The following is a 23607-nucleotide window of genomic DNA, read 5'->3' on the forward strand; positions in this document are numbered from 1 at the left end:
ACGGGCAGGGACCGGCACAGACACAAAGGCAGCGCGTGGGCAATCGATTGTTGGTGGTGGACGACAGCCGCGTCTCCCGCATGATCATCAAAGGCAAGGTGGCCAGCTTGCGGCCCGACTGGGAGGTGTTCGAAGCCACCACCGGCGACGAGGCCCTGGCCCTGGCGCCGCAGCTGCGGCCCGACTTCGTGACCATGGACGTGAACATGCCCGGCATCAGCGGTTTCGAGGCGGCCGAACGGCTGCGCGCGCTGCTGCCCGAGGCCCGCATCGCCATGCTGACGGCCAACATCCAAGAAAGCAGCCGCGAGCGCGCCGCCGGCATGGGCGTGAAGTTCGTGCAAAAACCGGTGACCGAGGCGGCCATCCAGCAGGTGGTTGAGCACTTCGCGGCGCGGCCATGACCCTGAATGAACTGGAGCTGGACGCCCTGGCCGAGCTGTTCAACCTCGGGGTGGGGCAGGCCGCCGACGCCCTGAGCCAGCTGGCCGGCGAGGCGGTGCAACTGAGCATCCCGCGCGTGCAGCTGCTGCCCAAGGCCGAGGTGGTGCGCCAGCTCGGGGCCGACGGCGACCGCCGCATCAGCGCGGTGCGACAAGGCTTCCACGGCGAAATCGTCACCGACGCGGTGCTGATGTTCCCGGCCGAGCACAGCCTGCAGCTGGTGCAGATCATGGTCGGCGACGTGCTGCCGCTGGAACAGCTGGGCGAGATGGAGCAGGAGGCGCTGGCCGAGATCGGCAACATCCTGCTCAACTCGGTGGTGGCCAGCGTCGGTGACGCGCTGGGCATCGCTTTCGACGGCAGCCTGCCCGAGGTGGAGCTGGGCGTGCTGTCCGACGTGCTGCTGGCCAACGAGTCGGTCAGCGAGCCGCTGCTGAGCCTGCAGGTGCGTTTCGAGATCGCCACCCGCAGCATCGTGGGCCACCTGGCCTTTTTGCTGGACATGCAGTCCAGCGGTCGGCTGGAGGCCAAGGTGGCCGACTTCATCCGCCGGCTGGAGGCCGGGGCATGACGGCTTGCGCCCACGCGGCCCCGCGCCCCTGTCTGGGCCCCTGGGCCGATTGGGTGCTGGGCAACGTGCAGTCGGGCCTGCTGGTGCTGGACGCGCAGCAGCGGGTGGTGTTTGCCAACCCCTGGCTGCTGCGGCGCGCCCGCCGCAGCGCCGACGAACTGCAGGGCCAGCCGCTGCTGGCGGTGTTCCCCGAACTGGCCGGCAGCCACTTGGCACGTGCCCTGACCGAGGCCCTGCGCACCGGCTTTCCGGCGGTGCTGTCCGAGACCCTGCACCTGTCGCCGCTGCCGCTGTTCCACCCGTCGCTGTCGGCGGCCGAGCCGGTGCGGCTCAAGCAGTCCATCCAGATCGTGCCCATGGGCAACGCCATGGCCCAGGAGGTGGGCCAGCGCTACGTGCTGGTGCAGGTGACCGACGTGAGCCCGGCGGTGGCGCGCGAGCGCCTGCTCAAGCAGCAGGCCGAACGCATGCACGCCATGGCCCACGTGGACGCGCTGACCGACATCGGCAACCGCCGCCATTTCGACGCCATGTTGGACCGCGAGTGGCGCCACGCCCTGCGCCAACGCCAGGGGCTGAGCCTGGTGCTGTTCGACATCGACCACTTCAAACAGTACAACGACAGCTACGGCCACCAGCGTGGCGACGCCTGCCTGAAAACCGTGGCCGGCCTGATCGAGTCCATGGGCCAGCGCCCGCGCGACGTGGTCTGCCGCTACGGTGGCGAGGAAATCGGCATGATCCTGCCCGACACCGACCTGGGCGGCGCCCTGCGCCTGGCCCAGCAGGTGGTGGACGCGGTGCGCGCCGAAGGGCTGCCGCACGTGGTCAGCCCGCACGGGGTGGTCACGGTGAGCGCCGGCGTGGCGTCGGAGGTGCCGGTGCCCGGCATGGGCGCCGACACCCTGCTGATGCTGGCCGACCGCGCGCTGTACCAGGCCAAGCGCCTGGGCCGCGACCGGGTCGAGGTGTTGCTGCCCGCCAGCACGGGTCGTTGAGAGCCGGCACAATCGCGGGGATGCAGATTCCCACGACCGCGAGTTTCCGCGCCGCCCTGGGCCGTTTCGCCACGGGGGTGACCATCGTCACCGCCCGTTCGCCCGACGGCGCCCTGGTCGGCCTGACCGCCAATTCCTTCAACTCCGTCTCGCTGGCCCCGCCGCTGGTGCTGTGGAGCCTGTCGCGCCAGTCGGCGTCGATGCCGGCGTTCCAGGCCGGCACCCACTACGCCATCAACGTGCTGGGCGCGCAGCAGCGCGAGCTGGCGCTGCGCTTCGCCAGCAAGGGCGTGGACCGCTGGGACGGCGTGCCCTACACCGAGGGCGCCGCCGGCGTGCCGCTGCTCGACGGCGCGGTGGCGGTGTTCGAGTGCCTCAACCGCAGCCGCTACGAAGAGGGTGACCACATCATCTTCGTCGGCGAGGTGGAGCGCTGCAGCCACCGCACCGACACGCCACCGCTGCTCTACCACGGCGGCCAGTTCTACACCGAACACCCGCTGTGAGCCCCGCCGCGCGCAAGCCCCACCTGGACCGGCTGGCCGTGGGCCTGCTGCTGGTGTGCTGCGCCTTCTGGGGCTTCCAGCAGATCCTGATCAAGACCACCGTGGCCGAGGTGCCGCCGCTGTGGCAGGCCAGCCTGCGCTTTGCCGGCGCCACCGCGCTGCTGGGGATCTGGTGCGCCTGGCGCCGGGTGCCGCTGTTCGCGCGCGACGGCACCCTGGCCGCCGGCCTGCTGGCCGGGCTGCTGTTCGCCGGCGAATTTGCCGGCATCTACCTCGGGCTGCAGTACACCACCGCCTCGCGGCTGACCGTGTTCCTCTACACCTCGCCGTTTGTGGTGGCGCTGCTGCTGCCGCGCTTCGTGCCCAGCGAACGGCTGCGCGCGGTGCAGTGGGTGGGCCTGCTGCTGGCGTTTGTGTCGGTGGCGGTGGCCTTCAGCGAGGGCTTTGCCCACTCCACCCGCACCCAGCTCATGGGCGACGCCATCGCCCTGGCCGCGGGCGCGATGTGGGGCCTGACCACGCTGGTCATCCGCACCAGCCGGCTGGCCCAGGCCAGCGCCGAAAAAACCCTGTTCTACCAGGTGGCGGTGACGGCGGCGGTGGCGCCGCTGCTGTCGCTGGCGCTGGGCGAACCCTGGCGTTTCGACTATTCCGGTCTGGCCTGGGGCTCCATCGCGCTGCAGACCGCGGTGGGCGCCTTCGCCAGCTACCTGACCTGGATGTGGCTGCTGCGCCACTACCCGGCCACGCAGATGTCCACCTTCGTGTTTCTCACACCGGTGTTCGCGCTGCTGTTCGGGGTCGGCCTGCTGGGCGAGCCCCTGACCGTGCAGCTGGTGCTGGCCTTGCTGGGCGTGGCGGTGGGCATCGTGCTGGTCAGCCGCAAGGGCTGAGGCCCGCGACCGGCCACCCAGGCGGGTGCGCGCAACGCACCAGGGCCGCGCAGCGCGCCCAAAACTGTGCACCGTTGCGCTGAATTTTGTATGCAATCTGTGGATTCGATTGCATACAAACCTGGCACGGGGGTTGCATCACCCTGGGCATGAGCCCCACCGCCCCCGCTTCTTCCTCGCTGGAACTGATCGCGCTGACCAAGCGCTACGACCACGCCGCCGTGGCGGTCGATGGCATCGACCTGCGCATTCCGGCCGGCAGCTACTGTTGCTTGCTGGGGCCGTCGGGCTGCGGCAAAAGCTCCACCCTGCGCATGATCGCCGGGCACGAAACCGTCAGCAGCGGCGACGTGTTGCTGGCCGGGCGCAACATCACCGACCTGCCGGCGGCCGAGCGCGGCACCGCCATGATGTTCCAGAGCTACGCCCTGTTCCCGCACCTGAGCGCGCTGGACAACGTGGCCTTCAGCCTGAAGATGCGCGGCGTGGGCACGGCCGAGCGCCGCGCCCAGGCGCAGGACCTGCTGGAGCGCGTCGCCATGGGCCACCTGGCGCAGCGCAAGCCGGGTGAACTGTCGGGCGGGCAGCAGCAGCGCGTGGCGCTGGCGCGCGCCCTCATCACCCGGCCGCAGGTGCTGTTGCTGGACGAGCCGCTGTCGGCGCTGGACCCCTTCCTGCGGGTGCAGATGCGCGCCGAGCTGCGCAGCTGGCAGCGCGAACTGGGGCTGACCTTCGTCCACGTCACCCATTCGCAGGAAGAGGCCATGGCCCTGGCCGACCAGATGGTGGTGATGAACCACGGCCGCATCGAACAGGCGGCCAGCCCGCGCGAGGTGTTCAACGCCCCGGCGACCGAATTCGTGGCCAGCTTCATGGGCGGGCACAACGTGTTCGACGACGCCGCCACCGGTGGCCGCGTGGCCGTGCGCGCCGACCGGCTGGCGTTGCACCTGAGCGCCGATGCCACCGCGGGCCAGCCGCACGCCCACGGCCAGGTGTGCGACATCGAGTACCAGGGCACCTACGTGCTGCTCGGCATCGAGGCCGGGGCAGGCACCGGGGCGGCCCGCAGCATCCAGGTCAGCCTGTCCGAGGCCGAGTTCCAGCGCCAGCCGGTGCAACCGGGCCAGCCGGTCTGGGTGTCGTGGCGGCCGGAACAGGCGCACCGCCTGGCCGCGCATTGAAGCGTTGTTCAAGCGTTTTCCCCCACCGCCGCCTGACGGCTTCAGGTTTTTTCATCCCACCAGGAGTTTTGTCCATGTCGAACACCGTTGACACCCCGAGCGCCGAACCCCAGCGCCGCCAACTGCTCAAGGGCGCCGCCGCCATTTTGGCCAGCGGCATGTTCCCGGCCATCCATGCGCAGGAAAAGGTGACGCTGCGCTACCTCGGCACCGCGGTGAACCAGGACAAGGCCATCGCCGAAAAATTCGAGGCCGACACCGGCATCAAGATCCAGTACGTGGCCGTGACCACCGACGAGGTCACCAAGCGCGCCATCACCGCGCCCAACAGCTTCGACCTGATCGACACCGAGTACTTCTCGCTGAAAAAGATCATCCCCAGCGGCAACCTGCTGGGCATCGACAGCAAGCGCATCAAGCACGCCGACAAGATCACCCCCCTGTTCACCCAGGGCGCAGTCGCCGGCAAGAAGGTGGGCGACCAGGGCACCGCGCCGAAGAAGGTGATGTACCTCGAATCGCCCAGCGCCAAGAAGTTCGCCAGCGCGCCGACCCAGTTCATGACGCTGATCCCCACCGTCTACAACGCCGACACCCTGGGCATCCGCCCCGACCTGATCAAGCGCCCCATCTCCTCGTGGGCCGAACTGCTGAACCCCGAGTTCAAGGGCAAGGCGGCGATCCTGAACATCCCGTCGATCGGCATCATGGACGCGGCCATGGTGGTGGAGGCCATGGGCCTGTACAAGTACCCCGACAAGGGCAACATGACCAAGAAGGAGATCGACCTCACCATCAAGACACTGATCGAAGCCAAGAAGGCCGGCCAGTTCCGCTCGTTGTGGAAGGACTTCAACGAGAGCGTGAACCTGATGGCCTCGGGCGAGGTGGTGATCCAGTCCATGTGGAGCCCGGCCGTGACGGCGGTGCGCACCAAGGGCATCGACTGCACCTTCCAGCCGCTGAAAGAGGGCTACCGCGCCTGGGCCGCCGGCTTTGGCCTGCCCAAGACCCTGTCGGGCAAGAAGCAGGACGCGGCCTACGAGTTCATCAACTGGTTCCTCGACGGCTGGGCCGGCGCCTACCTGAACCGCCAGGGCTACTACAGCGCCGTGCTCGACACCGCCAAGGCCAAGATGGAGGCCTACGAATGGGCCTACTGGATGGAAGGCAAAGCCGCCACCCAGGACATCAAGAGCCCCAACGGCGACGTGCTGGCCAAGAAGGGCGCGGTGCGCGACGGCGGCAGCTACGAACAGCGCATGGGCGGCATCGCCTGCTGGAACGCCATCATGGACGAGAACGAGTACATGGTGCGCAAGTGGAACGAGTTCGTCGCCGCCTGACGGTCTGAGGCCCGCATGAGCACCGCCGCGAAACCCCCACGCGCCCACACCGGGCTGCACCCCTGGTGGCAGGCGCTGCCGTTTTCGGCGGTGTTCCTGGTGTTCTTTCTCGTCCCCCTGGGGCTGGTCGTCATGGTCAGCTTCTGGGACTTCAACGACTACGAGCTGCTGCCCGCCTTCACCTGGCGCAACTACGTGTCGATGTGGGAGGGCTGCAGCCGCCTGACCGAGCACGGCGACTTCTGCGTCACCCTCTCCACCTACCTGTCCACCCTGCAGTTCACCCTGCTGACCTGGGCCGTGACCCTGGTGCTGGGCTTCGCGCTGGCCTATTTCCTGGCCTTCCACGTGCGCTCGCCCGACATGCAGACCCTGTTGTTCGTGCTCTGCACCGTGCCGTTCTGGACGTCCAACGTCATCCGCATGATCTCGTGGGTGCCCCTGCTGGGCCGCAACGGCCTGGTGAACCAGGGCCTGCAAGGCCTGCACCTGACCGACGGCCCGCTGGACTGGCTGCTGTTTTCCAACTTCTCGGTGCTGCTGGCCTTTGTCCACCTCTACACCATGTTCATGATCGTGCCCATCTTCAACTCCATGATGCGCATCGACCGCTCGCTGCTGGAGGCCGCCAAGGACGCCGGCGCCAGCCCTTGGCAGACGCTGTGGCACGTGGTGGTGCCGCTGTCGCGCACCGGCATCCTGATCGGCTCCATCTTCATCGTCACCATCGTCATGGGCGACTTCGTCACCGTGGGCGTGATGGGCGGGCAGCAGATCGCCTCCATCGGCAAGATGATCCAGGTGCAGACCTCGTACCTGCAGTTCCCGCTGGCCGCGGCCAACGCGGTGGTGCTGCTGCTGACGGTGCTGATGATCGTCTGGGGCCTGACCCGCGTGGTCGACATCCGCAAGGAGCTGTGACATGGCCCGTTTCCGCGAACCCCGTGCGCCCGGCTTCTGGCCGCTGGCCGCCGTGTTTGGCCTGTTCGTGCTGTTCCTGTACGGCCCGATGCTGACCATCTTTGCCCTGAGCTTCCAGGGCCCCGAGGGCGGCCTGACCTTCCCGATGCGCGGCGTGTCGCTGCACTGGTACCGCCAGCTGGCCGAGGGCCTGGGCGTGGTGGACATTGGGGCGGCCTTCAAGCGTTCGCTGGCGCTGGGCGTGACGGTGATGGTGCTGACGGTGGGGCTGTCGCTGCTGGCGGCGCTGGCCTTCCGCAAGCGGCTGCGCGGCGGCAACGCGCTGTTCTACGTCACCGTGGCCAGCCTGATCATGCCGTCCATCGTGGTGTCGCTGGGCATCGGCCTGCAGTTCCGTCTCATCGATACGGCCCTGCGCAGCGTGTTCGAGCACTGGGAGATGACCGAATACCTGGAATCCTTCAACACCAGCCTGGGCCTGTTCACCTCGGCCCTGGGCGCGCACCTGACGTGGACGCTGCCCTTCGGCCTGCTCATCATGTTCGCGGTGTTCAACCGCTTCAACCCGGCCTACGAGGAGGCCGCGCGCGACCTGGGCGCCACGCCCTGGCAGACCTTCCGCCACGTGGTGCTGCCGCTGATCGCGCCCTCGGCCATCGGCGTCGGCATGTTTGGCTTCACCCTCAGCTGGGACGAAATCGCCCGCACCTCGCAGGCCATTGGCGACGTCAACACGCTGCCGCTGGAACTGCAGGGCCTGACCACCACCGTCACCACGCCGGCCATTTACGCGCTGGGCACGCTGACCACGGTGGTGTCGTTCGCGGTCATGGGGCTGGCCATGGCGGCGACCTGGGCCTTGCGCCAGCGCCAGAAGGGGGCCGCCCGATGAGCGACGTCGACAGCGCGCCCGTGGCCCTGTCCGATGCCGAGATGCACGAGCGCATCGTCTCGGCGGTGCTGGACCACCGCCTGCCGCCGGGCACCCGGCTGGTGGAAGACAAGCTGGCGGCGGCGTTCGGGGTGTCGCGCACCCGCATCCGGCCGGTGCTGGCGCGCCTGGCCAGCGAGCGCCTGGTGACGCTGATCCCGAACCGCGGCGCCGTGATCGCCGAGCCCACGCCGCAGGAGGCGCAGGAGGTGTTCGAGGCGCGTTGCCTGATCGAACCCACGCTGGTGGAGCGGTTTCTGGTGCGCGCCAGCGACGGCGACATCGCCGGTTTGCGCGGCCTGATCGAGGCCGAAGAGGCGGCCCGTGCCCAGGGCGATCTGCAGCGCGCCATCCGCCTGTCGGGCGAGTTCCACCTGCGCATCGCCGCGGTGTCGGGGCAGGCCACGCTGGGGCGCATTTTGCGCGAGCTGGTGTCGCGCACCTCGCTCATCCTCATGGCCTATGGGCCGAGCGGCGGGGCGCCTCGTCAGCACGCCGCGGCCTGCGGTTGCGACGAGCACCGCGCCCTGCTGCAGGCCATCCGCCTGCGCATCGCGCCCGAGGCCACGCGGCTGATGCGCGAGCACCTGCAGCGCATCGAAGCCAGCCTGGTGTTTCCCACCGACGCGCCGCCCAGCGGCGAGCTGGCCGAGTTGCTGGGCCTGTGAGCCGGTCATGACGCGCACGCTGCTGCTCATCAACCCCAACACCACCGCGGCCATCACCGACACGGTGGCCGAGCACCTGGTCGCGGCCGGCCCGCTGGGGGTGCGGGTGCAGGCCGTGACCGCCCGCTTCGGGGCGCCCTACATCGCCTGTGAAACCAGCTACGCCGTGGCCGCCCACGCCACGCTGGACGCGTGGCAACGCGCCAGCGCCGCCGGGCCGGCGCCCGCAGGCATCGTGATCGCCTGCTTCGGCGACCCGGGCCTGCTGGCCCTGCGCGAACGCGCCGCCTGCCCGGTGACCGGGCTGGCCGAGGCGGCGGTGGCCGAAGCCGCGGTCCACGGGCGGGTCGGCATCGTCACCGGCGGGCACGCCTGGCGGCCGATGTTGCAGCGTCTGTTGCCGGCCCTGGCCGGGGGCGACCGGGTGGCGGCCATCGAGACCGTGGCCCTGAGCGGGGCCGAGTTGCGCGCCGACCCGCAGGCCGCGCAGGACCTGCTGGTGGCGGCCTGCGCCCGGGTGCTGGACCGCCACCGGGTGGACGCCATCGTCGTCGGCGGGGCCGGGCTGGCGGGCCTGGCCGAAGTCATGCAGCCGCGGGTGCCGGTGCCGCTGATCGACAGCGTGGCCGCCGCGGCGCGCTGGGTCTGGCGCGCCCCGGCTTCCGCGGGCCTGGGGCGGCCGACCTGGTGGCCGCCGGCCTGAGCCGCGCGTTCAGGCCGCGGGGTGTGCCGCGGGATGGGCCGCCGCGTGCGCCAGGTGCTGCTGGGCAAAGGCCACGTACCAGCCCAGGCAGCCCGGGTTGGCCATGGCGTCGCGGTTCACCACCTTGTCCAGCGGTTGGCCCAGCAGCAGCTTCTTGATCGGCAGCTCCTGCTTCTTGCCGCTGAGCGTGCGCGGAATTTCGGCCACCGGCACGATCTCGTCGGGCACAAAGCGCGGCGACAGCGCGTTGCGGATGGCGCCGGCGATGCGCTCGCGCACCGCGTCGTTCCAGTCCACGCCGGGGCGCAGCACCACGAACAGCGGCATGTAGCTGTCGCGGCCCAGGTATTCCAGGTCCACCACCAGGCTGTCCATCACCTCGGGCAGGGCTTCGACGGCGGCGTAGATCTCGCTGGTGCCCATGCGCAGGCCGTGGCGGTTGATGGTCGCGTCGGAGCGGCCGAAGATGACGCAGCCGCCGTCGGCCCCGATCTTGAGCCAGTCGCCGTGGCGCCAGACGCCGGGGTACATGTCGAAGTAGCTCGACAGGTAGCGTTGTTTGCCCTCGTCGTTCCAGAAGTACAGCGGCATCGACGGAATCGGTTGGGTGCAGACCAGCTCGCCCACCTCTCCGATGAGGGGGCGGCCGTCTTCGCTCCAGGCCTCGACCGCGCAGCCCAACTGGCGGCACTGCATCTGGCCCGGCACCTGGGGCAGTTCGCGGTGGCCGCCGATGAAGGCGCCGCAGAAGTCGGTGCCGCCGGAGATGTTGCACCACCAGATCGGGCCCCCACGCCCACGGGGTTCGCTGCCCCCCGAGGGGGCCTTCGCCCCTTGGGACGGCCCGGCGGGGCCCACCATGGTGGTGCCCAGCGCGTCGAACTGGGCGCTGCCCCAGCGTTGCACGTCTTCGGCCAGCGGTGAGCCGGTCACGCCCAGGGCGCGGATGCGGCGCAGGTCGAAGCCTTCGGCCTGCAGGGCCGGCAGGTCCACGCCGGCTTTCATGCAGTTGGCGTAGTAGGCAGCGCCGGCGCCGAAGAAGGTGACCCGGTGCCGCGCCGCGAAGCGCCACAGCACGTGCCAGTCGGGGTGGTCCTTGCTGCCGCCGGGGTTGCCGTCGTACAGGACGATGGTGGTGCCGCCGGCCAGGCCGGCCACCTGGGCGTTCCACATCACCCAGCCGGTGGAGCTGTACCAGTGGAAGCGCTCGCCGAAGCTGTTGGGGGCGTAGCTGGGGCCGATGTCGTTGTGCAGGATCTTGGCCGCCAGCATGGTCATGAGGATGCCGCCGTGCCCATGCACGATGGGTTTGGGCAGGCCGGTGGTGCCGCTGGAATACACCACCCACAGCGGGTGCTCGAAAGGCAGCCAGTCGGGTTCGAAGGCGGCGGTGGCGGCGTTGTCGCGGGCGGTCAGTGCCTCGAAGTCGGCGGCGCCGGCCACGCGTTCGGCGGCGTAAGGCGTGCGCAGCACCACCAGCTGCCGCACGCTGGGCAGGCCCGTGCGCAATTCGCCCACCGTGGCGGAACGGTCCAGCGGCTTGCCGCCGTAGTGCACGCCGTCGGCGGCGATCAGCACGGTGGGCTCGATCTGCTGGAAGCGGTCGAGCACGGCGGCGGTGCCCATGTCGGGCGCGCACACGCTCCAGACGGCGCCGATGCTGGCGCAGGCCAGGAAGGCCACCGCCGTTTCGGGCACGTTGGGCAGGTAGGCGGCCACGCGGTCGCCGCGCTGCACCCCCATGTCTTGCAGCGCCAGCGCCAGCGAGGCGATCTGCCGGCGCAGTTCGGGCCAGCTCAGGGTGCGCACGCGGCCGCGCTCGTCCTCGCTGACGATGGCGGGCTGCCCGGCGGCGTGGGCCGGCGCGGCGTGGCGCAGCACCTGGTGCGCGTAGTTGGTGTGTGCCCCGGGGAACCAGCGGAAGTGCGGCATGGGCCCGCCCTCCAGCACCGCGGTGTGCGGCGTGGGCGACTGCATCTGGAAATAGTCCCAGATGCTTTGCCAGAAGCCGGGCAGGTCGGTGGTGGACCAGCGCCACAGCGCGTCGTAGTCGGCAAAGGCGAGGCCGCGCTGCTCGCGCAGCCAGTCCTGGTACAGGCGGATCTGGGGAATGTAGGGGGCGTGTGCTGGGGCGGTCATGGGTGTCTCCGGTGGCCCCATTATTCGCACGGCGGGGGCGTTCACTATCGCCTTGGCGTCAAGGCTGACGCGAAACTTGCCCCAGGCTGGTGCAAACGGGCAGAATCTCGCCACCCATCAACCACCGAGGAGGGGAAAACCCCATGTTCCACTGGACAGAAAAATCCGACGCGGCGCTGCAGGCCGGCGGCGTCATTGGGCCGGGCGAGCGCCTGCCCTGGCCGCAAACCGCCGTCATGGGCGTGCAGCACCTCATCGCCATGTTCGGCGCCACGGTGCTGGCGCCCATCCTCATGGGGTTTGACGCCAACGTCGCCATTTTGATGAGCGGCCTGGGCACGCTGTTGTTCTTCCTGGTCACCGGCGGCAAGGTGCCCAGCTACCTGGGCTCCAGCTTCGCCTTCATTGGGGTGGTGATCGCGGCCAGCGGCTACGCCGGGCCGGGGCCCAATGCGAACATCGGGGTGGCGCTGGGCGGCATCATCGCCTGCGGGGCGCTGTACTTCGTCATCGGGGCCATCGTGCAGGCGGTGGGCACCGGCTGGATCGAGCGCTTCATGCCGCCGGTGGTCACCGGCTCGGTGGTGGCGGTGATCGGCCTGAACCTGGCGCACATCCCGATCAAGAACATGGCGCCCACCGGCTTCGACGCCTGGATGCAGGGCGTGACCTTTGTGAGCGTGGCGCTGGTGGCGGTGTTCACCCGCGGCATGGTGCAGCGCCTGCTGATCCTGATGGGCCTGATCGTGGCCAGTGTGGTCTATGCGGTGCTGACCAACGGCCTGGGCCTGGGCCAGCCGCTGGACCTGAGCGGCATCGCCAACGCGGCCTGGATCGGCCTGCCCAGCTTCAGCGCGCCGGTGTTCAGCGGCCACGCCATGCTGCTGATCGCCCCGGTCGCCATCATCCTGGTGGCGGAAAATCTGGGCCACATCAAGGCGGTGACGGCCATGACCGGCCAGAACCTGGACGTGTACATGGGCCGCGCCTTCATGGGCGACGGCCTGGCCACCATGGTGGCCGGCAGCGCGGGCGGCACCGGCGTGACCACCTACGCCGAGAACATCGGCGTCATGGCCGCGACCAAGATCTACTCCACCGCCATCTTCCTGGTGGCGGGCTGCATGGCCATCGTGCTGGGCTTCAGCCCCAAGTTCGGCGCCGTCATCCAGGCCATTCCGCTGGCGGTCATGGGCGGCGTGTCCATCGTGGTGTTCGGCCTGATCGCCATCGCCGGCGCCAAGATCTGGGTGGACAACAAGGTGGACTTTTCCGACAACAAAAACCTGCTGGTGGCCGCCATCACCCTGGTGCTGGGCACGGGTGACTACACCCTGAAGTTCGGCGACTTTGCGCTGGGCGGCATCGGGACCGCCACCTTCGGCGCCATTGTGCTGCACGCGCTGCTCGCCCGCCGGCGCTGAGGCCCGTGCCGTCCGTCCGGCCGCGGCTGACAGGCCGTGGGCCGGCCGCGTACACTGAACGGACCCGAACGAGTGACCCGATGAACAGCCTGACCTCCATTGCCTCCAGCGGCTTGCAATCGGCGCAGCTGCGCCTGAACGCGGCCGCCAACAACGTGGCCAACGCCCAGACCGAGGGCTACCGCCGCGACGTGGTGCAGGCCAGCGCCGCTCCGGCCGGCGGGGTGAGCACCCGGGTGGACAAGGCCCTGCAGCCCGGCGCCGACCTGGCGCAGGACCTGGTGGCGCAAAAGTCCGCCACCTACGCCTTCAAGGCCAACCTGCGGGTGCTGCAGACCGCCGACGACACCCTGGGCCGCCTGCTCGACGTGCGCGCCTGAACCGCGCGGACCCAAAAAAACGCCGACCCAGGGGTCGGCGCGGTGTACATGGCATCCCTGGGGACGCTGGATGTCTGTTGTTTGAGTTGGTGTCTCCTCGGTCCTCTCGCGGTGCGGTGCCGGGTTGAGCCGGCGCCTGCGAGTGCCATGATTTTAGGCAGACGCACCGTGTTTGGGCATAGGGACTAACCCCGAGCCTGGCGCCGGGCCAGGGCCTCGCGCAGCAGCTGGTGGGCGCGCTCGAATTCGTAGGCCTCGGCGGCCGTGCGGAATGCCGAAAAAGCCGAGCCCAGGGCCCGGCGCAAGCGCTCGCCGTGGTGGTTGAGCAGGTCCAGCGCGTCGGCGTCGCCCAGTTCCAGCAAGCCCCCCATGCGCACCAGCACCGCCGCCAGGTCCTCGTCCAGCGGGGTGTCCCATGCCAGGGCGGCTGGGTCGCCCTCGGGCGTGCCGGGCGCGGGCAGCCATTGCTGCAGCTTGACGTACAGCTTTTCGGGGACGATGGGTTTGTGGATCAGGTCGTTGAAACCGCTGCTGAGCCAGGAGGTGTCCCCTTGGGGGAACACGCCCGCGGTCATGGCGATCACCGGCAGGTTGCCGTACAAGGGGTTGAGCCGGATCTGTTGGGCGGTGGCGTGGCCGTCCATGACCGGCATGTGGATGTCGAGCAAGACCAGGTCGTAAGGGGTCAGGGCCAGTTTTTCCAGGGCCTCGGCGCCGTGGGCAGCCAGGTCGCACGCCATGCCGGCGAGTTTGAGCAGCTCGGCCCCGATCTGGCGGTACAGGCGGTCGTCGTCCACCAGCAACACCCGCCGGCCCGCGAGCTGGGCGGTCCAGGCCGGCGCCCAGTCGGGGCGGGCCGCCAGCGGTTCGGCGCGGTGGGCCAGGGCCTGGCCCGGTTTGGCCAGCTGTTCGATGACGGCGTCGAACAGCTGCTCGGTGGTCACGGGTTTGATGAGGATGCCGTCGAAGTCGTCCTGCCGCGCCTCGGCTTCGAGGTTGTCGTGGCCCGCGCCGGTGATGCACAGCACATAGGGCGCCGCTTGCTGCAACTGGAGCGTCCGGATGGCGCGCGCGCCGTTGATGCCGTCCAGCTCCGGCATGCGCCAGTCCATGAACACCAGCCGGAAGGGCTTGCCCGCGGCGTCGGCCTGCTGCACCATTTGCACCGCTTGTTGGCCGTTGGCCACGGTGCTCACCGCAAAGTGCATCCGCGTCAGCTTTTGTTCCAGCAACTGGCGGGTGGCGTGGTTGTCGTCGGCCACCAGCACCCGCTGGCCCCAGAGGTGTTCGTCCGGCACCAGGCTGCGCGCGTGGCTGTTGGAGGCGTGTTCCAGCACGGCGGTGAACCAGAAGGTGGAGCCGTGGCCTTTCTGGCTGTCCACGCCCACCTCGCCGCCCATCAGCTCGGCCAGGTTGCGGGCAATCGCCAGGCCCAGGCCGGTGCCGCCGTATTGCCGCGTGGTGCTGGCGTCGGCCTGTTCAAACTCCTGGAACAGCCGGCTCTGCTCCTGCGCCGACAGTCCGATGCCGGTGTCCGTCACCTCGAAGCGCAGTTTTTGCCAGGTGGGGTTGCGCGGGCCGACCCGGCGTGCGCGGATCTGGATGTGCCCGGATTCGGTGAACTTGACCGCGTTGTTCAGGTAGTTGATGAGCACCTGCGACAGCCGCTGTGCGTCGCCGCGCAGGTGGCGTTCGATGTCGGGCTCCACGTCCAGGATCAGCTCCAGCCCCTTGTCCTGGGCCTTGAACAGGATCATGGACATGACGTTGTTGAGCAGCACCTCCAGGTCGAAGTCCAGCCGTTCCAGCTTGACGCGGCCGGACTCCAGTTTGCTGAAGTCGAGGATGTCGTTGACCACGCCCAGCAGGTGTTTGCCGGAGCTTTCGATGGTTTCCAGGTGGTTGCGCTGGCGCGCGTTGAGCTCGGTGCGCAGCATCAGGCTGGACAGGCCGATGATCGCGTTGAGCGGCGTGCGGATTTCGTGGCTCATGTTGGCCACGAACCGGCTTTTCGACATGCTGGCCTTGATGTTGTGGTAGGCCCGCAGCGCGGTCAGCACGGTGATGTGCAGCCGCTCCACCGTGAGTTCGGTCTTCTCCTTGTAGTCGTCCACCTCCAGGTGGCGCATGATTTCCAGCGGCGGCGCCGCGCCGGGGTTGCCGGTGCGCAGGACCAGGCGGGTGTCCTGGTTGCCCAGTTCGTTGCGCACGTAGCGCACCAGGTCCAGCCCCGCGTGTTCGGTTTCCATGACCACGTCCACCAAGGCCATGGCGATGTCGCCCTCGCGCTCGAAGACCGCCCGTGCCTCGGCCGCGCTGGTGGCGGTGAGCATGCGCAGGCCCTTGCCTTTGAACTCGAAATCTTCCAGCGCCAGTTGGGTGACTTCGAGCACGCTGGGCTCGTCGTCGACCAGCAGCAGGGTCCAGGCATGGGGTGACATGGTGCGTGTGGTTCCGGGGATGGGGGTTAGGCGGTGGGCCGGGCGGGGGCCGCCAGGGTGCGCGGCAGCTGGATGCGGAAGGCGGTGCCCTGGCCGGCGCCGCTGGCGACGGCGATGCGCCCGCCCAACACCGCCTCCACCGCGCGCCGCGACGAAAACAGTCCCAGGCCCGAGCCCCCGCTCTGACGGCGGGTGGTGAAAAACGGGGTGAACACCTTGGCCAGCGCGTCTTCGCTCATGCCGTTGCCGTTGTCGCTGACCTCGAGGTGGACCCAACTGTCGTCGGCGCTCACGGTCAGGCGGATCAGCCGCTGGTCGCGGCCCTCGAAAGCGTGCAGGGTGGCGTTGACCACCAGGTTGGTGACCACCTGCATCAGCGAGCCGGGTTCGGTGTACAGCGCCAGGCCTTCGGGGCATTGCAGGTCCACCACGCACTGGGCCCGTTTCACCAGCGGCGAGACGGCCAGCAACAGGCTTTCCAGGAAGGGCTTGAGCGGCAGCACCCGCCATTCGTTGCGCGAGGCATCGGCGGTGGTCTGCTTGAAGCTGCGCACCAGGGTGGCCGCCTTGTGCAGGTTGTTGCCGATCAGCTGGGCCGACTTGCCCAGGGAGTCGGTCAGCTTGGCCACCGCGCCGCAGTCCAGCGGGGCCACGTCCAGCAGTTGCTGCAGCTTGCGGGTCTGCTGGTCCACCAGCGACGCGGCCGTGACCGCCACCCCAATGGGGGTGTTCAGGTCGTGGGCGATGCCGGCGATGGTCAGGCCCAGCGACTCCAGTTTGAGCGATTCCTGCAACTCTGCTTCCATGAGGCCGCGCTCCTCGGCGGCCTTTCTGAGGTCGGTGACATCGGTCTGGCAGCCGATGTAGTGCAGCAAGCGGCCGTCGCTGTCGTAGCTGGGGAACACCAGAAACCGCACCCAGTAGGGGGCCCCCGACTTGTGGTAGTTCAGGATTTCGATTTCGGCGGTCTCCTGCCGGCGGATCGCCTGGCGGATTTGCTCGACGCTGTCGGGGTGCGTGTCGGGGCCTTGCAGAAAGCGGCAATTGCGCCCCAGCACTTCGTCGGCGCTGTAGCCGGTTTGTGCCTGGAAGGCCTCGTTGACGTAGATCAGCGGCATGTCGGGTTGCCGGGGGTCGGCAATCGTGATGCCAAAAGGGGCTTTCTGCAGGACCGTGGTCAGGGTGCTGAGTTCGTTGACCTTGAGCTTGAGCTGGTGCTCGCTGTCTTCGAGGTAGCTGCGCGACAGCAGCATGTCTTCGTTGACCTGCAGCAGCCGGGCGTTGGCCTTGTGGTGTTCGCGCAGCGCGGCCGCGGCCGAGCCCACGAAAAACACCAGGTAGGCGACCAGGGGCCAGGAATCGCCGGTTTGCTTGGTGAGCGACACGCCGACGCTGATGTCCTGGATGCCGCGCACGTCGCCGACTTTCCAGTGGCGCACGGGGGAGTCGGGGTGGCCGTTGTGGCACTGCACACAGGTGGCCTCCATGGGCACGGGAATGGCCAGGCGCACGCGGCTGCCGCCGTGGGGGTTCGGTTCCACCCGCCAGAACTCGCGTTGCGTCGTGTCGGCGCGCAGCGCTTGCAGGGCCTCGCGCTGGAAGTCGTCCAGCGGCGGGCGCTGGCGGAACGCAAACGGCTGGTCCGACAGGAAGGCGGTGCTGAAGCCGTCGTTCAGGGCGTTTTGTTGCAGCAGGTCGCCCAGCTCGATGGACAGGGTCGCCGGAATGGGGATGCCGCCGGGGGTGTTGCGGTAGTTTTCCGTCAGGCGCACCGGGCCGCCGTGGTGGGCCAGCACCCGACCCGCCACGTTGGTGGCGTAGTAGGAGCGGGCCGTCGCCATGATGCGGCTGAACTGCTGGGCGTTGCGCCGGGCCTCACTTTCGGCGTGTGAGAACGCCACCTCGTACAGCACCCAGGGCGTGGCCAGCAGTGCTGCGATGAACAACAGCAGGGGTGGCGTCAAGCCCAGCTCTCTGAGCCGTTGCATTCGATCGACCTCGTGCCAAAAGTGAATAAATGATTATTATTTGGCATTTATATGGCCAAACGAATAAACATTTATAACAAAATAATGGCAATTAAGCAAATTTTTTGCGATGCCGGCCGAGCTGGCCAGGTGGGGCGGGGGGTGTGGGGTCTGTCGCGGTGCGGGTCCCCGCCAGAGCCGTTTGCGCTCGTGGCTGCGCCGGCGCTTAAATCGCCACCAACTGGCGGATGCCTTTTTCCGGCATTTCCGCACCGGGCCCACTGGCGATGACCTCGCCGCGCTCCATCACCAGGTAGCGGTCCGCCAGTTCCTCGGCAAAGTCGTAGTACTGCTCCACCAACACAATCGCCATCGGCTCGCCGTTCAGCCCTTCTTTCGCCAGCTTTTTCAGCACCCGGCCAATGTCCTTGATGATGTTGGGCTGGATGCCTTCGGTCGGCTCGTCCAGCACCAGCAACTTGGGCTTGGGCGCCAGCGCCCGGGCAATCGCCAGTTGCTGCTGCTGCCCGCCCGACAGGTCGCCGCCGCGCCGGCCCAGCATCTGCTGCAGCACCGGGAACAGCTCGAACAATTGCGGCGGTATCGGGGTGCGGGCGGGTTGGGTGGCCAGGCCCATCAGCAGGTTTTCGTGCACCGTCAGGCGGGCAAAAATCTCGCGCCCTTGCGGCACATAGCCGATGCCGGCCCGCGCCCGTTCGTAGGGCGTGGCTTTGGTGATGTTCTCGCCCTGAAAGGTGACGCTGCCCGAGCGCACGGACACCAGCCCCATCAGGCTTTTGAGCAGCGTGGTCTTGCCCACACCGTTGCGTCCCAGCACCACGGTGATTTCGCCGGCCTTGGCCTCCAAGCTCACCCCACGCAGGATGTGCGAGCCACCGTAGTACTGGTGCAGTTGGTCGATCTTCAGCATGTCGTCATTCCTTACCGGCCGAGGTAGACCTCGATCACCCGCTCGTCGGCTTGCACCTGGTCCAGCGTGCCTTCGGCCAGCACCGAACCGTCGCACAGCACGGTCACTTTTTCGCTGATGGTGCGGATGAAGCCCATGTCGTGCTCCACCACCATCAGGCTGTGCTTGCCCTTCAGGCTCAAAAACAGCTCGGCGGTGCGGGCCGTTTCCTCGTCGGTCATGCCGGCCACGGGTTCGTCCAGCAGCAGCAGCTTGGGGTCTTGCATCAGCAGCATGCCGATTTCCAGCCACTGCTTCTGGCCGTGGCTCAGGTCACCGGCGCGGCGGGTCACCGCGTCTTTCAGGTGGATGGTCTGCAGCACCTCGGCCAGGCGGTCCTTCTGTTCGCCGTTGAGCGCAAAACGCAAGCTGGGCCAGACGCCCTTGTGCGTGGCCAACGCCAGCTCCAGGTTTTCGAACACGCTCAGTTCCTCGAACACCGTCGGCTTCTGGAACTTGCGGCCGATGCCCAGGGCGGCGATTTCGGGCTCGTTGTAACGCAGCAGGTCGATGGTGGAGCCGAAGTACACGGTGCCGCTGTCGGGCCGCGTTTTGCCGGTGATGATGTCCATCATCGTCGTCTTGCCGGCGCCGTTGGGGCCGATGATGCAACGCAGCTCGCCAGGGGCGATGTCCAGGCTCAGGCCGTTGATGGCCTTGAAGCCGTCGAAGCTGACGTTCACGTCCTCCAGGTAGAGGATGCGGCCGTGGGTGGTGTCCACCTCGCCGCGCACCAGCGGGCGGGCAAATGCGGCGCTGCGTCCACCGGACTCGGTGACCCCCACCTGGTGCGCGGCGGCGATCTTTTCGTAGCGCTGGGCGCCGGCTTCCAACAGGTCGGGCGTCATGCCGAGTCTCCTTTGCGTGTGCGCAGCTTGCGCACCAGCCCCACCACCCCGTGCGGCATGAACAGGGTCACGGCAATGAACAGCGCCCCCAGAAAATACAACCAGACCTCGGGGAAGGTCACGGTCAGCCAGCTTTTGGCGCCGTTGACCAGGAAGGCGCCGATGATGGGTCCCACCAGCGTGGCGCGCCCGCCCACCGCCGCCCACACCGCCATCTCGATGCTGGCGGCCGTGCTCATTTCGCTGGGGTTGATGATGCCGACCTGGGGCACGTACAGCGCACCGGCGATGCCGCACATCACGGCCGAAATCGTCCAAATGGTGAGCTTGTAAGGCAGTGGGTTGTAGCCGCAGAACATGACGCGGCTTTCGGCATCGCGCACCGCCTGCAGCACCCGGCCGAACTTGCTGCCCACCAGCCAACGCGCGAACAGGTAAAAGCCCAGCAGGGTCAGGCCGGTGATGATGAACAGCGTCATGCGCATTTCCTGCGTGGCAATGGGCAGCCCCAGGATGCGCTTGAAATCGGTGAAGCCGTTGTTGCCGCCCATGCCGGTTTCGTTGCGAAAGAACAGCAGCAACGCCGCGAACGTCAGCGCCTGGGTGATGATGGAGAAGTACACCCCCTTGATGCGCGAGCGGAAGGCGAAGTAGCCAAACACGAAGGCCACCAAGCCCGGCACCAGCACGACCAGCAGCAGCGTGGCCACAAAGCTGTCGCTCAGTGCCCAGTGCCAGGGCAATTCCTTCCAGTCCAGGAACACCATGAAGTCGGGCAGGTCGCTCTGGTAGTTGCCGTCGCGGCCGATCTGGCGCATCAGGTACATGCCCATCACGTAGCCTCCCAGGGCAAAGAACAGGCCGTGGCCGAGCGAAAGGATGCCGGTGTAGCCCCAGATCAGGTCCATGGCCAGCGCGCAGATGGCGTAGCACATGATCTTGCCCAGCAAGCCGAGCATGTAGTCGCTCAGGTGGAAGACGCTGCCCGCCGGCACCACCAGGTTGAGCAGCGGCGCCACCGCGCACACCACCAGCAGGGCCACCAGAATCGTGCCCCAGCCGCTGCGCGTCAACAGTGGGCCTTTGGCCGGCAGCAGGTCGGCGGAGGCACCTGAGGTTGTCACAGTCGTTGTGTTCATGATTGGTCCTCCCGCTCAGGCCTGGCGGCCCTTGAGGGCAAATATCCCCTGGGGTCGCTTCTGGATGAAGACGATGATGAACACCAGCACCGCGATCTTGGCCAGCACCGCACCGGTCCAGCCCTCCAGGAACTTGTTCAGCACGCCCAGGCCCAGCGCGGCGTACACCGTGCCCGCCAACTGGCCCACGCCACCCAGCACCACCACCATGAAGGAGTCGACGATGTAGCTCTGTCCCAGGTCCGGCCCCACGTTGCCGATCTGGCTCAGCGCGCTGCCCGCCAGCCCGGCAATGCCCGAGCCCAGCGCGAAGGCGTAGGTGTCGATGCGGGCGGTGTTCACGCCCATGCAACTGGCGATGGGGCGGTTCTGCGTGACGCCGCGCACGAACAACCCCAGCCGGGTGCGGGCGATCAGCAAGGCCACGCCGCCCAGCACAAGCAGCGCAAAACCCACGATCAGGATTCGGTTCCATGGCAGGGTCAGGTTGCCCAACAGGGTCATACTGCCGCTCATCCAGCTCGGGTTTTCCACGCCCACGTTTTGCGCACCGAACAGGCTGCGCACGCCCTGCATCAGCACCAGGCTCAGGCCCCAGGTGGCCAGCAAGGTTTCCAGCGGGCGTCCGTATAAAAAGCGGATCACGCTGCGTTCCATCACCGCGCCCACCAGGGCCGAGGTGAGGAAAGCCACCGGCAGGGCCGCCAGCAGATACCAGTCGAACCACTCGGGCAGGGCCTGGCGAAAAAAGGTCTGCACCAGCCAGGTGGCGTAGGCGCCGATCATGATCAGCTCGCCGTGCGCCATGTTGATGACGCCCATGAGGCCGTAGGTGATGGCCAGGCCGAGTGCCGCCAGCAGCAGGATGGAACCCAGGCTGATGCCGGTGAACATCTGGGCCAGCGTGTTGCTGACCATCAGCGAGCGGTCCAGCGTCGCCAGCGAGGCCTTCAGCGCGGTTTTCACCGCCTCGCTGGGTTCGGCCTCCAGGCGCTGCAGCAACAGGGGGCGCACGATGGGCGAACGCGCCTCCCCCAATTTGGCGGCCGCCTGCAGGCGCTGGGTCTCGTCGTCGCTGGACAGCAACAGGGCGGCCTGCGCCAGCTCCAGGTCCTGGCGTGCTTTCGGGTCCAGGTCGCCGGCCAGGGCTTTTTCGATCAACGGCAGTCCGGCCGGATCGGGGTCGTCGAAACTGCTGGCACGCAGGCGCCGCGCCGCCGCCGCCTGCCGTGCCGGGTCACCCGCCAACAGGTCCATGCCGGCGAGAGCGGTTTCCAGCGCCCCCCGCAAGCGGTTGTTGATGGTCACTTCGGCCGCCTCATCGGTCAGGATCACGGCTTCGCCGGTGACCGCGTCGGTGGCTTGCTCGCCCTCCACGATCAGTACCCGCTCGCCCTGCAACTGCACAGCTTCGCCGGCCAGGGCGCGCACCAGCGCCTGGGCGCGGGCATCGTCGGAAGCGGCGAGTTTTTGCAGGGTGGCCACACGGGTGTCGCCGTCGCCGTCGGCCAGTGCCAGGGCATCGGCCGGCTCTAGGGCGTGCGCCAGCGCAGACGCCGACAGGCACAGGGCCAACAGGGCCTTGTGCCAGCTTCGGTGCCAGGGGTGGGGATGGGGGTGGAGACGCATGGTCCGTCTTTCAGGGAATTCGGGGGGGCCCGCCACCGGGAAGGGTGGCGGGCAGGCGCCTGTGCGGTGTGTCACCGCACGGGGCTGCCTCAGTCCATCACTTCTTCTCGGGCACGTTCTTCTTGCCCTTGTTCTCGGCGATGTAGTCGCTCCACGGGTCGGCCACCACCGGGCCCTTGGTCTTCCACACCACGTTGAACTGGCCATCGGCCTTGATCTCGCCGATGAACACCGGCTTGTGCAGGTGGTGGTTTTCCTTGTCCATGGTGGACACGAAGCCGCCCGGGGCCTGGAAGGTCTGGCCAGCCATGGCCGCAATCACCTTATCGGTGTCGGTGGACTTGGCCTTTTCCACCGCCTGCTTCCACATGTGGATGCCGATGTAGGTGGCCTCCATCGGGTCGTTGGTCAGCGGCTTGTCCTTGTGGCCGGGGATGTTCTTGGCCTTGGCGTAGTCGCTCCACTTTTTCACGAACGCGGTGTTGGCCGGGCTCTTGATGCTCATGAAGTAGTTCCACGCAGCCAGGTGGCCCACCAGCGGCTTGGTGTCGACGCCGCGCAGTTCTTCTTCACCCACGCTGAAGGCCACCACCGGCACGTCGGTTGCCTTCAGGCCTTGGTTGCCCAGCTCCTTGTAGAACGGCACATTGGAGTCGCCGTTGATGGTCGAGACCACGGCGGTCTTCTTGCCCTCGGCCGAGAACTTCTTGATCTTGGCGATGATGGACTGGTAGTCGCTGTGGCCGAAGGGGGTGTATTCCTCCATGATGTCGGCATCGGCCACGCCCTTGCTCTTGAGGAAGGCGCGCAGGATCTTGTTGGTGGTGCGCGGGTACACGTAGTCGGTGCCCAGCAGCACGAAGCGCTTGGCCGAGCCGCCGTCCTTGCTCATCAGGTACTCCACAGCGGGAATGGCCTGCTGGTTGGGCGCGGCACCGGTGTAGAACACGTTCTTGCTCAGCTCTTCACCCTCGTACTGCACCGGGTAAAACAGCAGCGAGTTCTTTTCCTCGAACACCGGCAGCACCGACTTGCGGCTCACCGAGGTCCAGCAGCCGAACACGGCGGCGACCTTGTCCTGGTCGATCAGTTGCTTGGCCTTTTCGGCGAACAGCGGCCAGTTGGAGGCCGGGTCCACCACCACGGGCTCGATCTTCTTGCCGAGCACACCGCCCTTGGCATTGATCTCGTCGATGGCCATCAGGGCCACGTCCTTGAGCACGGTTTCGGAAATGGCCATGGTGCCGGACAGCGAGTGCAGGATGCCAACCTTGATGGTGTCGGCCGCGTGGGCCGACCAGGAAGCCAGACCCAGGGTGGAAACGGCTGCAGCGGCAGACAGGGCCTTGAGGGTGAAACGACGTTGCATGTGAGGGCTCCGCAAGTGATGAAGGGTGGGGCCGTCTGGGTGGGCAGACCCGGCGGGTCGCCCGATTCGACGGACAACTCCATGCTAGGGATTACCCCGAGCGCCGTCTGTACGCCAGGTGGCGTATGCCGCCGGC

General features: G+C 67.9%; 21 protein-coding genes. 13 read left to right on the forward strand and 8 right to left on the reverse strand.

Annotated elements, in window-relative coordinates; translation table 11 throughout:
• Positions 1–35: 35 nt before the first annotated feature.
• The 11 genes from HA630_RS15030 (at position 36) to HA630_RS15080 (ending at position 9165) form a co-directional block, all read left to right on the forward strand.
• Entirely contained in the window at positions 36–404 is a 369-nt protein-coding gene (locus HA630_RS15030; RefSeq protein WP_371809260.1) for a response regulator transcription factor, read from the forward strand.
• Positions 401–1015, forward strand: a complete 615-nt coding sequence (locus HA630_RS15035) for a chemotaxis protein CheC (protein WP_166834951.1) — start codon at positions 401–403, stop codon at positions 1013–1015. Before HA630_RS15030 ends, HA630_RS15035 begins: the two co-directional genes overlap by 4 nt.
• Entirely contained in the window at positions 1012–2013 is a 1002-nt protein-coding gene (locus tag HA630_RS15040; protein WP_166834949.1) for a sensor domain-containing diguanylate cyclase, read from the forward strand. The genes HA630_RS15035 and HA630_RS15040 overlap by 4 nt, the downstream gene beginning before the upstream one ends.
• A 20-nt stretch (positions 2014–2033) precedes the next feature.
• Entirely contained in the window at positions 2034–2519 is a 486-nt protein-coding gene (locus HA630_RS15045) for a flavin reductase family protein (RefSeq protein ID WP_166834947.1), read from the forward strand.
• The gene (locus tag HA630_RS15050) at positions 2516–3412 is read left to right on the forward strand and encodes a DMT family transporter (protein ID WP_166834945.1); all 897 of its coding nucleotides are present in this window, start codon (positions 2516–2518) and stop codon (positions 3410–3412) included. Before HA630_RS15045 ends, HA630_RS15050 begins: the two co-directional genes overlap by 4 nt.
• A 149-nt stretch (positions 3413–3561) precedes the next feature.
• The gene (locus HA630_RS15055; protein WP_166834943.1) at positions 3562–4596 is read left to right on the forward strand and encodes an ABC transporter ATP-binding protein; all 1035 of its coding nucleotides are present in this window, start codon (positions 3562–3564) and stop codon (positions 4594–4596) included.
• A gap of 74 nt (positions 4597–4670) precedes the next feature.
• Positions 4671–5942: a PotD/PotF family extracellular solute-binding protein gene (locus HA630_RS15060; RefSeq protein ID WP_166834941.1), complete on the forward strand. Its 1272-nt coding sequence runs from the start codon at positions 4671–4673 to the stop codon at positions 5940–5942.
• A 15-nt stretch (positions 5943–5957) separates the two neighbouring features.
• Positions 5958–6863: an ABC transporter permease gene (locus HA630_RS15065; protein ID WP_166834939.1), complete on the forward strand. Its 906-nt coding sequence runs from the start codon at positions 5958–5960 to the stop codon at positions 6861–6863.
• Position 6864: 1 nt separating this feature from the next.
• On the forward strand, positions 6865–7755 hold the full coding sequence (locus HA630_RS15070; protein WP_166834937.1) for an ABC transporter permease: 891 nt from the start codon (positions 6865–6867) through the stop codon (positions 7753–7755).
• Positions 7752–8462, forward strand: coding sequence for a GntR family transcriptional regulator (locus HA630_RS15075; RefSeq protein WP_166834935.1), 711 nt, complete (start codon positions 7752–7754; stop codon positions 8460–8462). The genes HA630_RS15070 and HA630_RS15075 overlap by 4 nt, the downstream gene beginning before the upstream one ends.
• Positions 8463–8469: 7 nt before the next feature.
• Positions 8470–9165, forward strand: a complete 696-nt coding sequence (locus HA630_RS15080; protein ID WP_166834933.1) for an aspartate/glutamate racemase family protein — start codon at positions 8470–8472, stop codon at positions 9163–9165.
• Positions 9166–9174: 9 nt separating this feature from the next.
• Here HA630_RS15080 and HA630_RS15085 read toward each other — a convergent pair whose 3' ends face one another.
• Positions 9175–11304, reverse strand: a complete 2130-nt coding sequence (locus tag HA630_RS15085; RefSeq protein WP_166834931.1) for an acetoacetate--CoA ligase — start codon at positions 11302–11304, stop codon at positions 9175–9177.
• 143 nt (positions 11305–11447) lie between these two features.
• Here HA630_RS15085 and HA630_RS15090 point away from each other — a divergent pair, with 143 nt between their 5' ends.
• Entirely contained in the window at positions 11448–12728 is a 1281-nt protein-coding gene (locus HA630_RS15090) for a solute carrier family 23 protein (RefSeq protein ID WP_166834929.1), read from the forward strand.
• Between the two features lie 80 nt (positions 12729–12808).
• Positions 12809–13108: a flagellar basal body protein gene (locus HA630_RS15095; protein WP_166834927.1), complete on the forward strand. Its 300-nt coding sequence runs from the start codon at positions 12809–12811 to the stop codon at positions 13106–13108.
• Positions 13109–13293: 185 nt separating this feature from the next.
• On the opposite strand, the gene HA630_RS15100 is transcribed toward HA630_RS15095, so the two are convergent.
• The 7 genes from HA630_RS15100 to urtA form a co-directional block, all read right to left on the reverse strand.
• Complete coding sequence (locus HA630_RS15100) at positions 13294–15549, reverse strand: response regulator (protein ID WP_166834926.1); 2256 nt, start codon at positions 15547–15549, stop codon at positions 13294–13296.
• Between the two features lie 26 nt (positions 15550–15575).
• The gene (locus tag HA630_RS15105) at positions 15576–17537 is read right to left on the reverse strand and encodes an ATP-binding protein (protein WP_208300072.1); all 1962 of its coding nucleotides are present in this window, start codon (positions 17535–17537) and stop codon (positions 15576–15578) included.
• Positions 17538–17742: 205 nt separating this feature from the next.
• Positions 17743–18447, reverse strand: a complete 705-nt coding sequence (gene urtE, locus HA630_RS15110) for an urea ABC transporter ATP-binding subunit UrtE (protein ID WP_166835699.1) — start codon at positions 18445–18447, stop codon at positions 17743–17745.
• An 11-nt stretch (positions 18448–18458) separates the two neighbouring features.
• Complete coding sequence (urtD, locus tag HA630_RS15115) at positions 18459–19334, reverse strand: urea ABC transporter ATP-binding protein UrtD (RefSeq protein ID WP_166835702.1); 876 nt, start codon at positions 19332–19334, stop codon at positions 18459–18461.
• Entirely contained in the window at positions 19331–20473 is a 1143-nt protein-coding gene (urtC, locus tag HA630_RS15120) for an urea ABC transporter permease subunit UrtC (RefSeq protein ID WP_166835741.1), read from the reverse strand. Before urtC ends, urtD begins: the two co-directional genes overlap by 4 nt.
• A gap of 15 nt (positions 20474–20488) precedes the next feature.
• The gene (gene urtB / locus HA630_RS15125; protein WP_166835742.1) at positions 20489–22102 is read right to left on the reverse strand and encodes an urea ABC transporter permease subunit UrtB; all 1614 of its coding nucleotides are present in this window, start codon (positions 22100–22102) and stop codon (positions 20489–20491) included.
• Positions 22103–22199: 97 nt separating this feature from the next.
• Positions 22200–23471: an urea ABC transporter substrate-binding protein gene (gene urtA / locus HA630_RS15130; RefSeq protein WP_166835743.1), complete on the reverse strand. Its 1272-nt coding sequence runs from the start codon at positions 23469–23471 to the stop codon at positions 22200–22202.
• Between the last annotated feature and the right edge of the window lie 136 nt (positions 23472–23607).

The sequence above is a fragment of the Aquabacterium sp. A08 genome (assembly GCF_011742065.1).

Bases quoted from the DNA above. Each gene is read 5' to 3' on its own strand.
- HA630_RS15035 (WP_166834951.1), top strand. From the start codon at position 401: ATGACCCTGAATGAACTGGAGCTGGACGCCCTGGCCGAGCTGTTCAAC.
- HA630_RS15040 (WP_166834949.1), top strand. From the start codon at position 1,012: ATGACGGCTTGCGCCCACGCGGCCCCGCGCCCCTGTCTGGGCCCCTGG.
- HA630_RS15045 (WP_166834947.1), top strand. From the start codon at position 2,034: ATGCAGATTCCCACGACCGCGAGTTTCCGCGCCGCCCTGGGCCGTTTC.
- HA630_RS15055 (WP_166834943.1), top strand. From the start codon at position 3,562: ATGAGCCCCACCGCCCCCGCTTCTTCCTCGCTGGAACTGATCGCGCTG.
- HA630_RS15060 (WP_166834941.1), top strand. From the start codon at position 4,671: ATGTCGAACACCGTTGACACCCCGAGCGCCGAACCCCAGCGCCGCCAA.
- HA630_RS15065 (WP_166834939.1), top strand. From the start codon at position 5,958: ATGAGCACCGCCGCGAAACCCCCACGCGCCCACACCGGGCTGCACCCC.
- HA630_RS15070 (WP_166834937.1), top strand. From the start codon at position 6,865: ATGGCCCGTTTCCGCGAACCCCGTGCGCCCGGCTTCTGGCCGCTGGCC.
- HA630_RS15075 (WP_166834935.1), top strand. From the start codon at position 7,752: ATGAGCGACGTCGACAGCGCGCCCGTGGCCCTGTCCGATGCCGAGATG.
- HA630_RS15080 (WP_166834933.1), top strand. From the start codon at position 8,470: ATGACGCGCACGCTGCTGCTCATCAACCCCAACACCACCGCGGCCATC.
- HA630_RS15085 (WP_166834931.1), bottom strand. From the start codon at position 11,304: ATGACCGCCCCAGCACACGCCCCCTACATTCCCCAGATCCGCCTGTAC.
- HA630_RS15090 (WP_166834929.1), top strand. From the start codon at position 11,448: ATGTTCCACTGGACAGAAAAATCCGACGCGGCGCTGCAGGCCGGCGGC.
- HA630_RS15095 (WP_166834927.1), top strand. From the start codon at position 12,809: ATGAACAGCCTGACCTCCATTGCCTCCAGCGGCTTGCAATCGGCGCAG.
- HA630_RS15100 (WP_166834926.1), bottom strand. From the start codon at position 15,549: ATGTCACCCCATGCCTGGACCCTGCTGCTGGTCGACGACGAGCCCAGC.
- HA630_RS15105 (WP_208300072.1), bottom strand. From the start codon at position 17,537: ATGCAACGGCTCAGAGAGCTGGGCTTGACGCCACCCCTGCTGTTGTTC.
- urtE (WP_166835699.1), bottom strand. From the start codon at position 18,447: ATGCTGAAGATCGACCAACTGCACCAGTACTACGGTGGCTCGCACATC.
- urtD (WP_166835702.1), bottom strand. From the start codon at position 19,334: ATGACGCCCGACCTGTTGGAAGCCGGCGCCCAGCGCTACGAAAAGATC.
- urtC (WP_166835741.1), bottom strand. From the start codon at position 20,473: ATGAACACAACGACTGTGACAACCTCAGGTGCCTCCGCCGACCTGCTG.
- urtB (WP_166835742.1), bottom strand. From the start codon at position 22,102: ATGCGTCTCCACCCCCATCCCCACCCCTGGCACCGAAGCTGGCACAAG.
- urtA (WP_166835743.1), bottom strand. From the start codon at position 23,471: ATGCAACGTCGTTTCACCCTCAAGGCCCTGTCTGCCGCTGCAGCCGTT.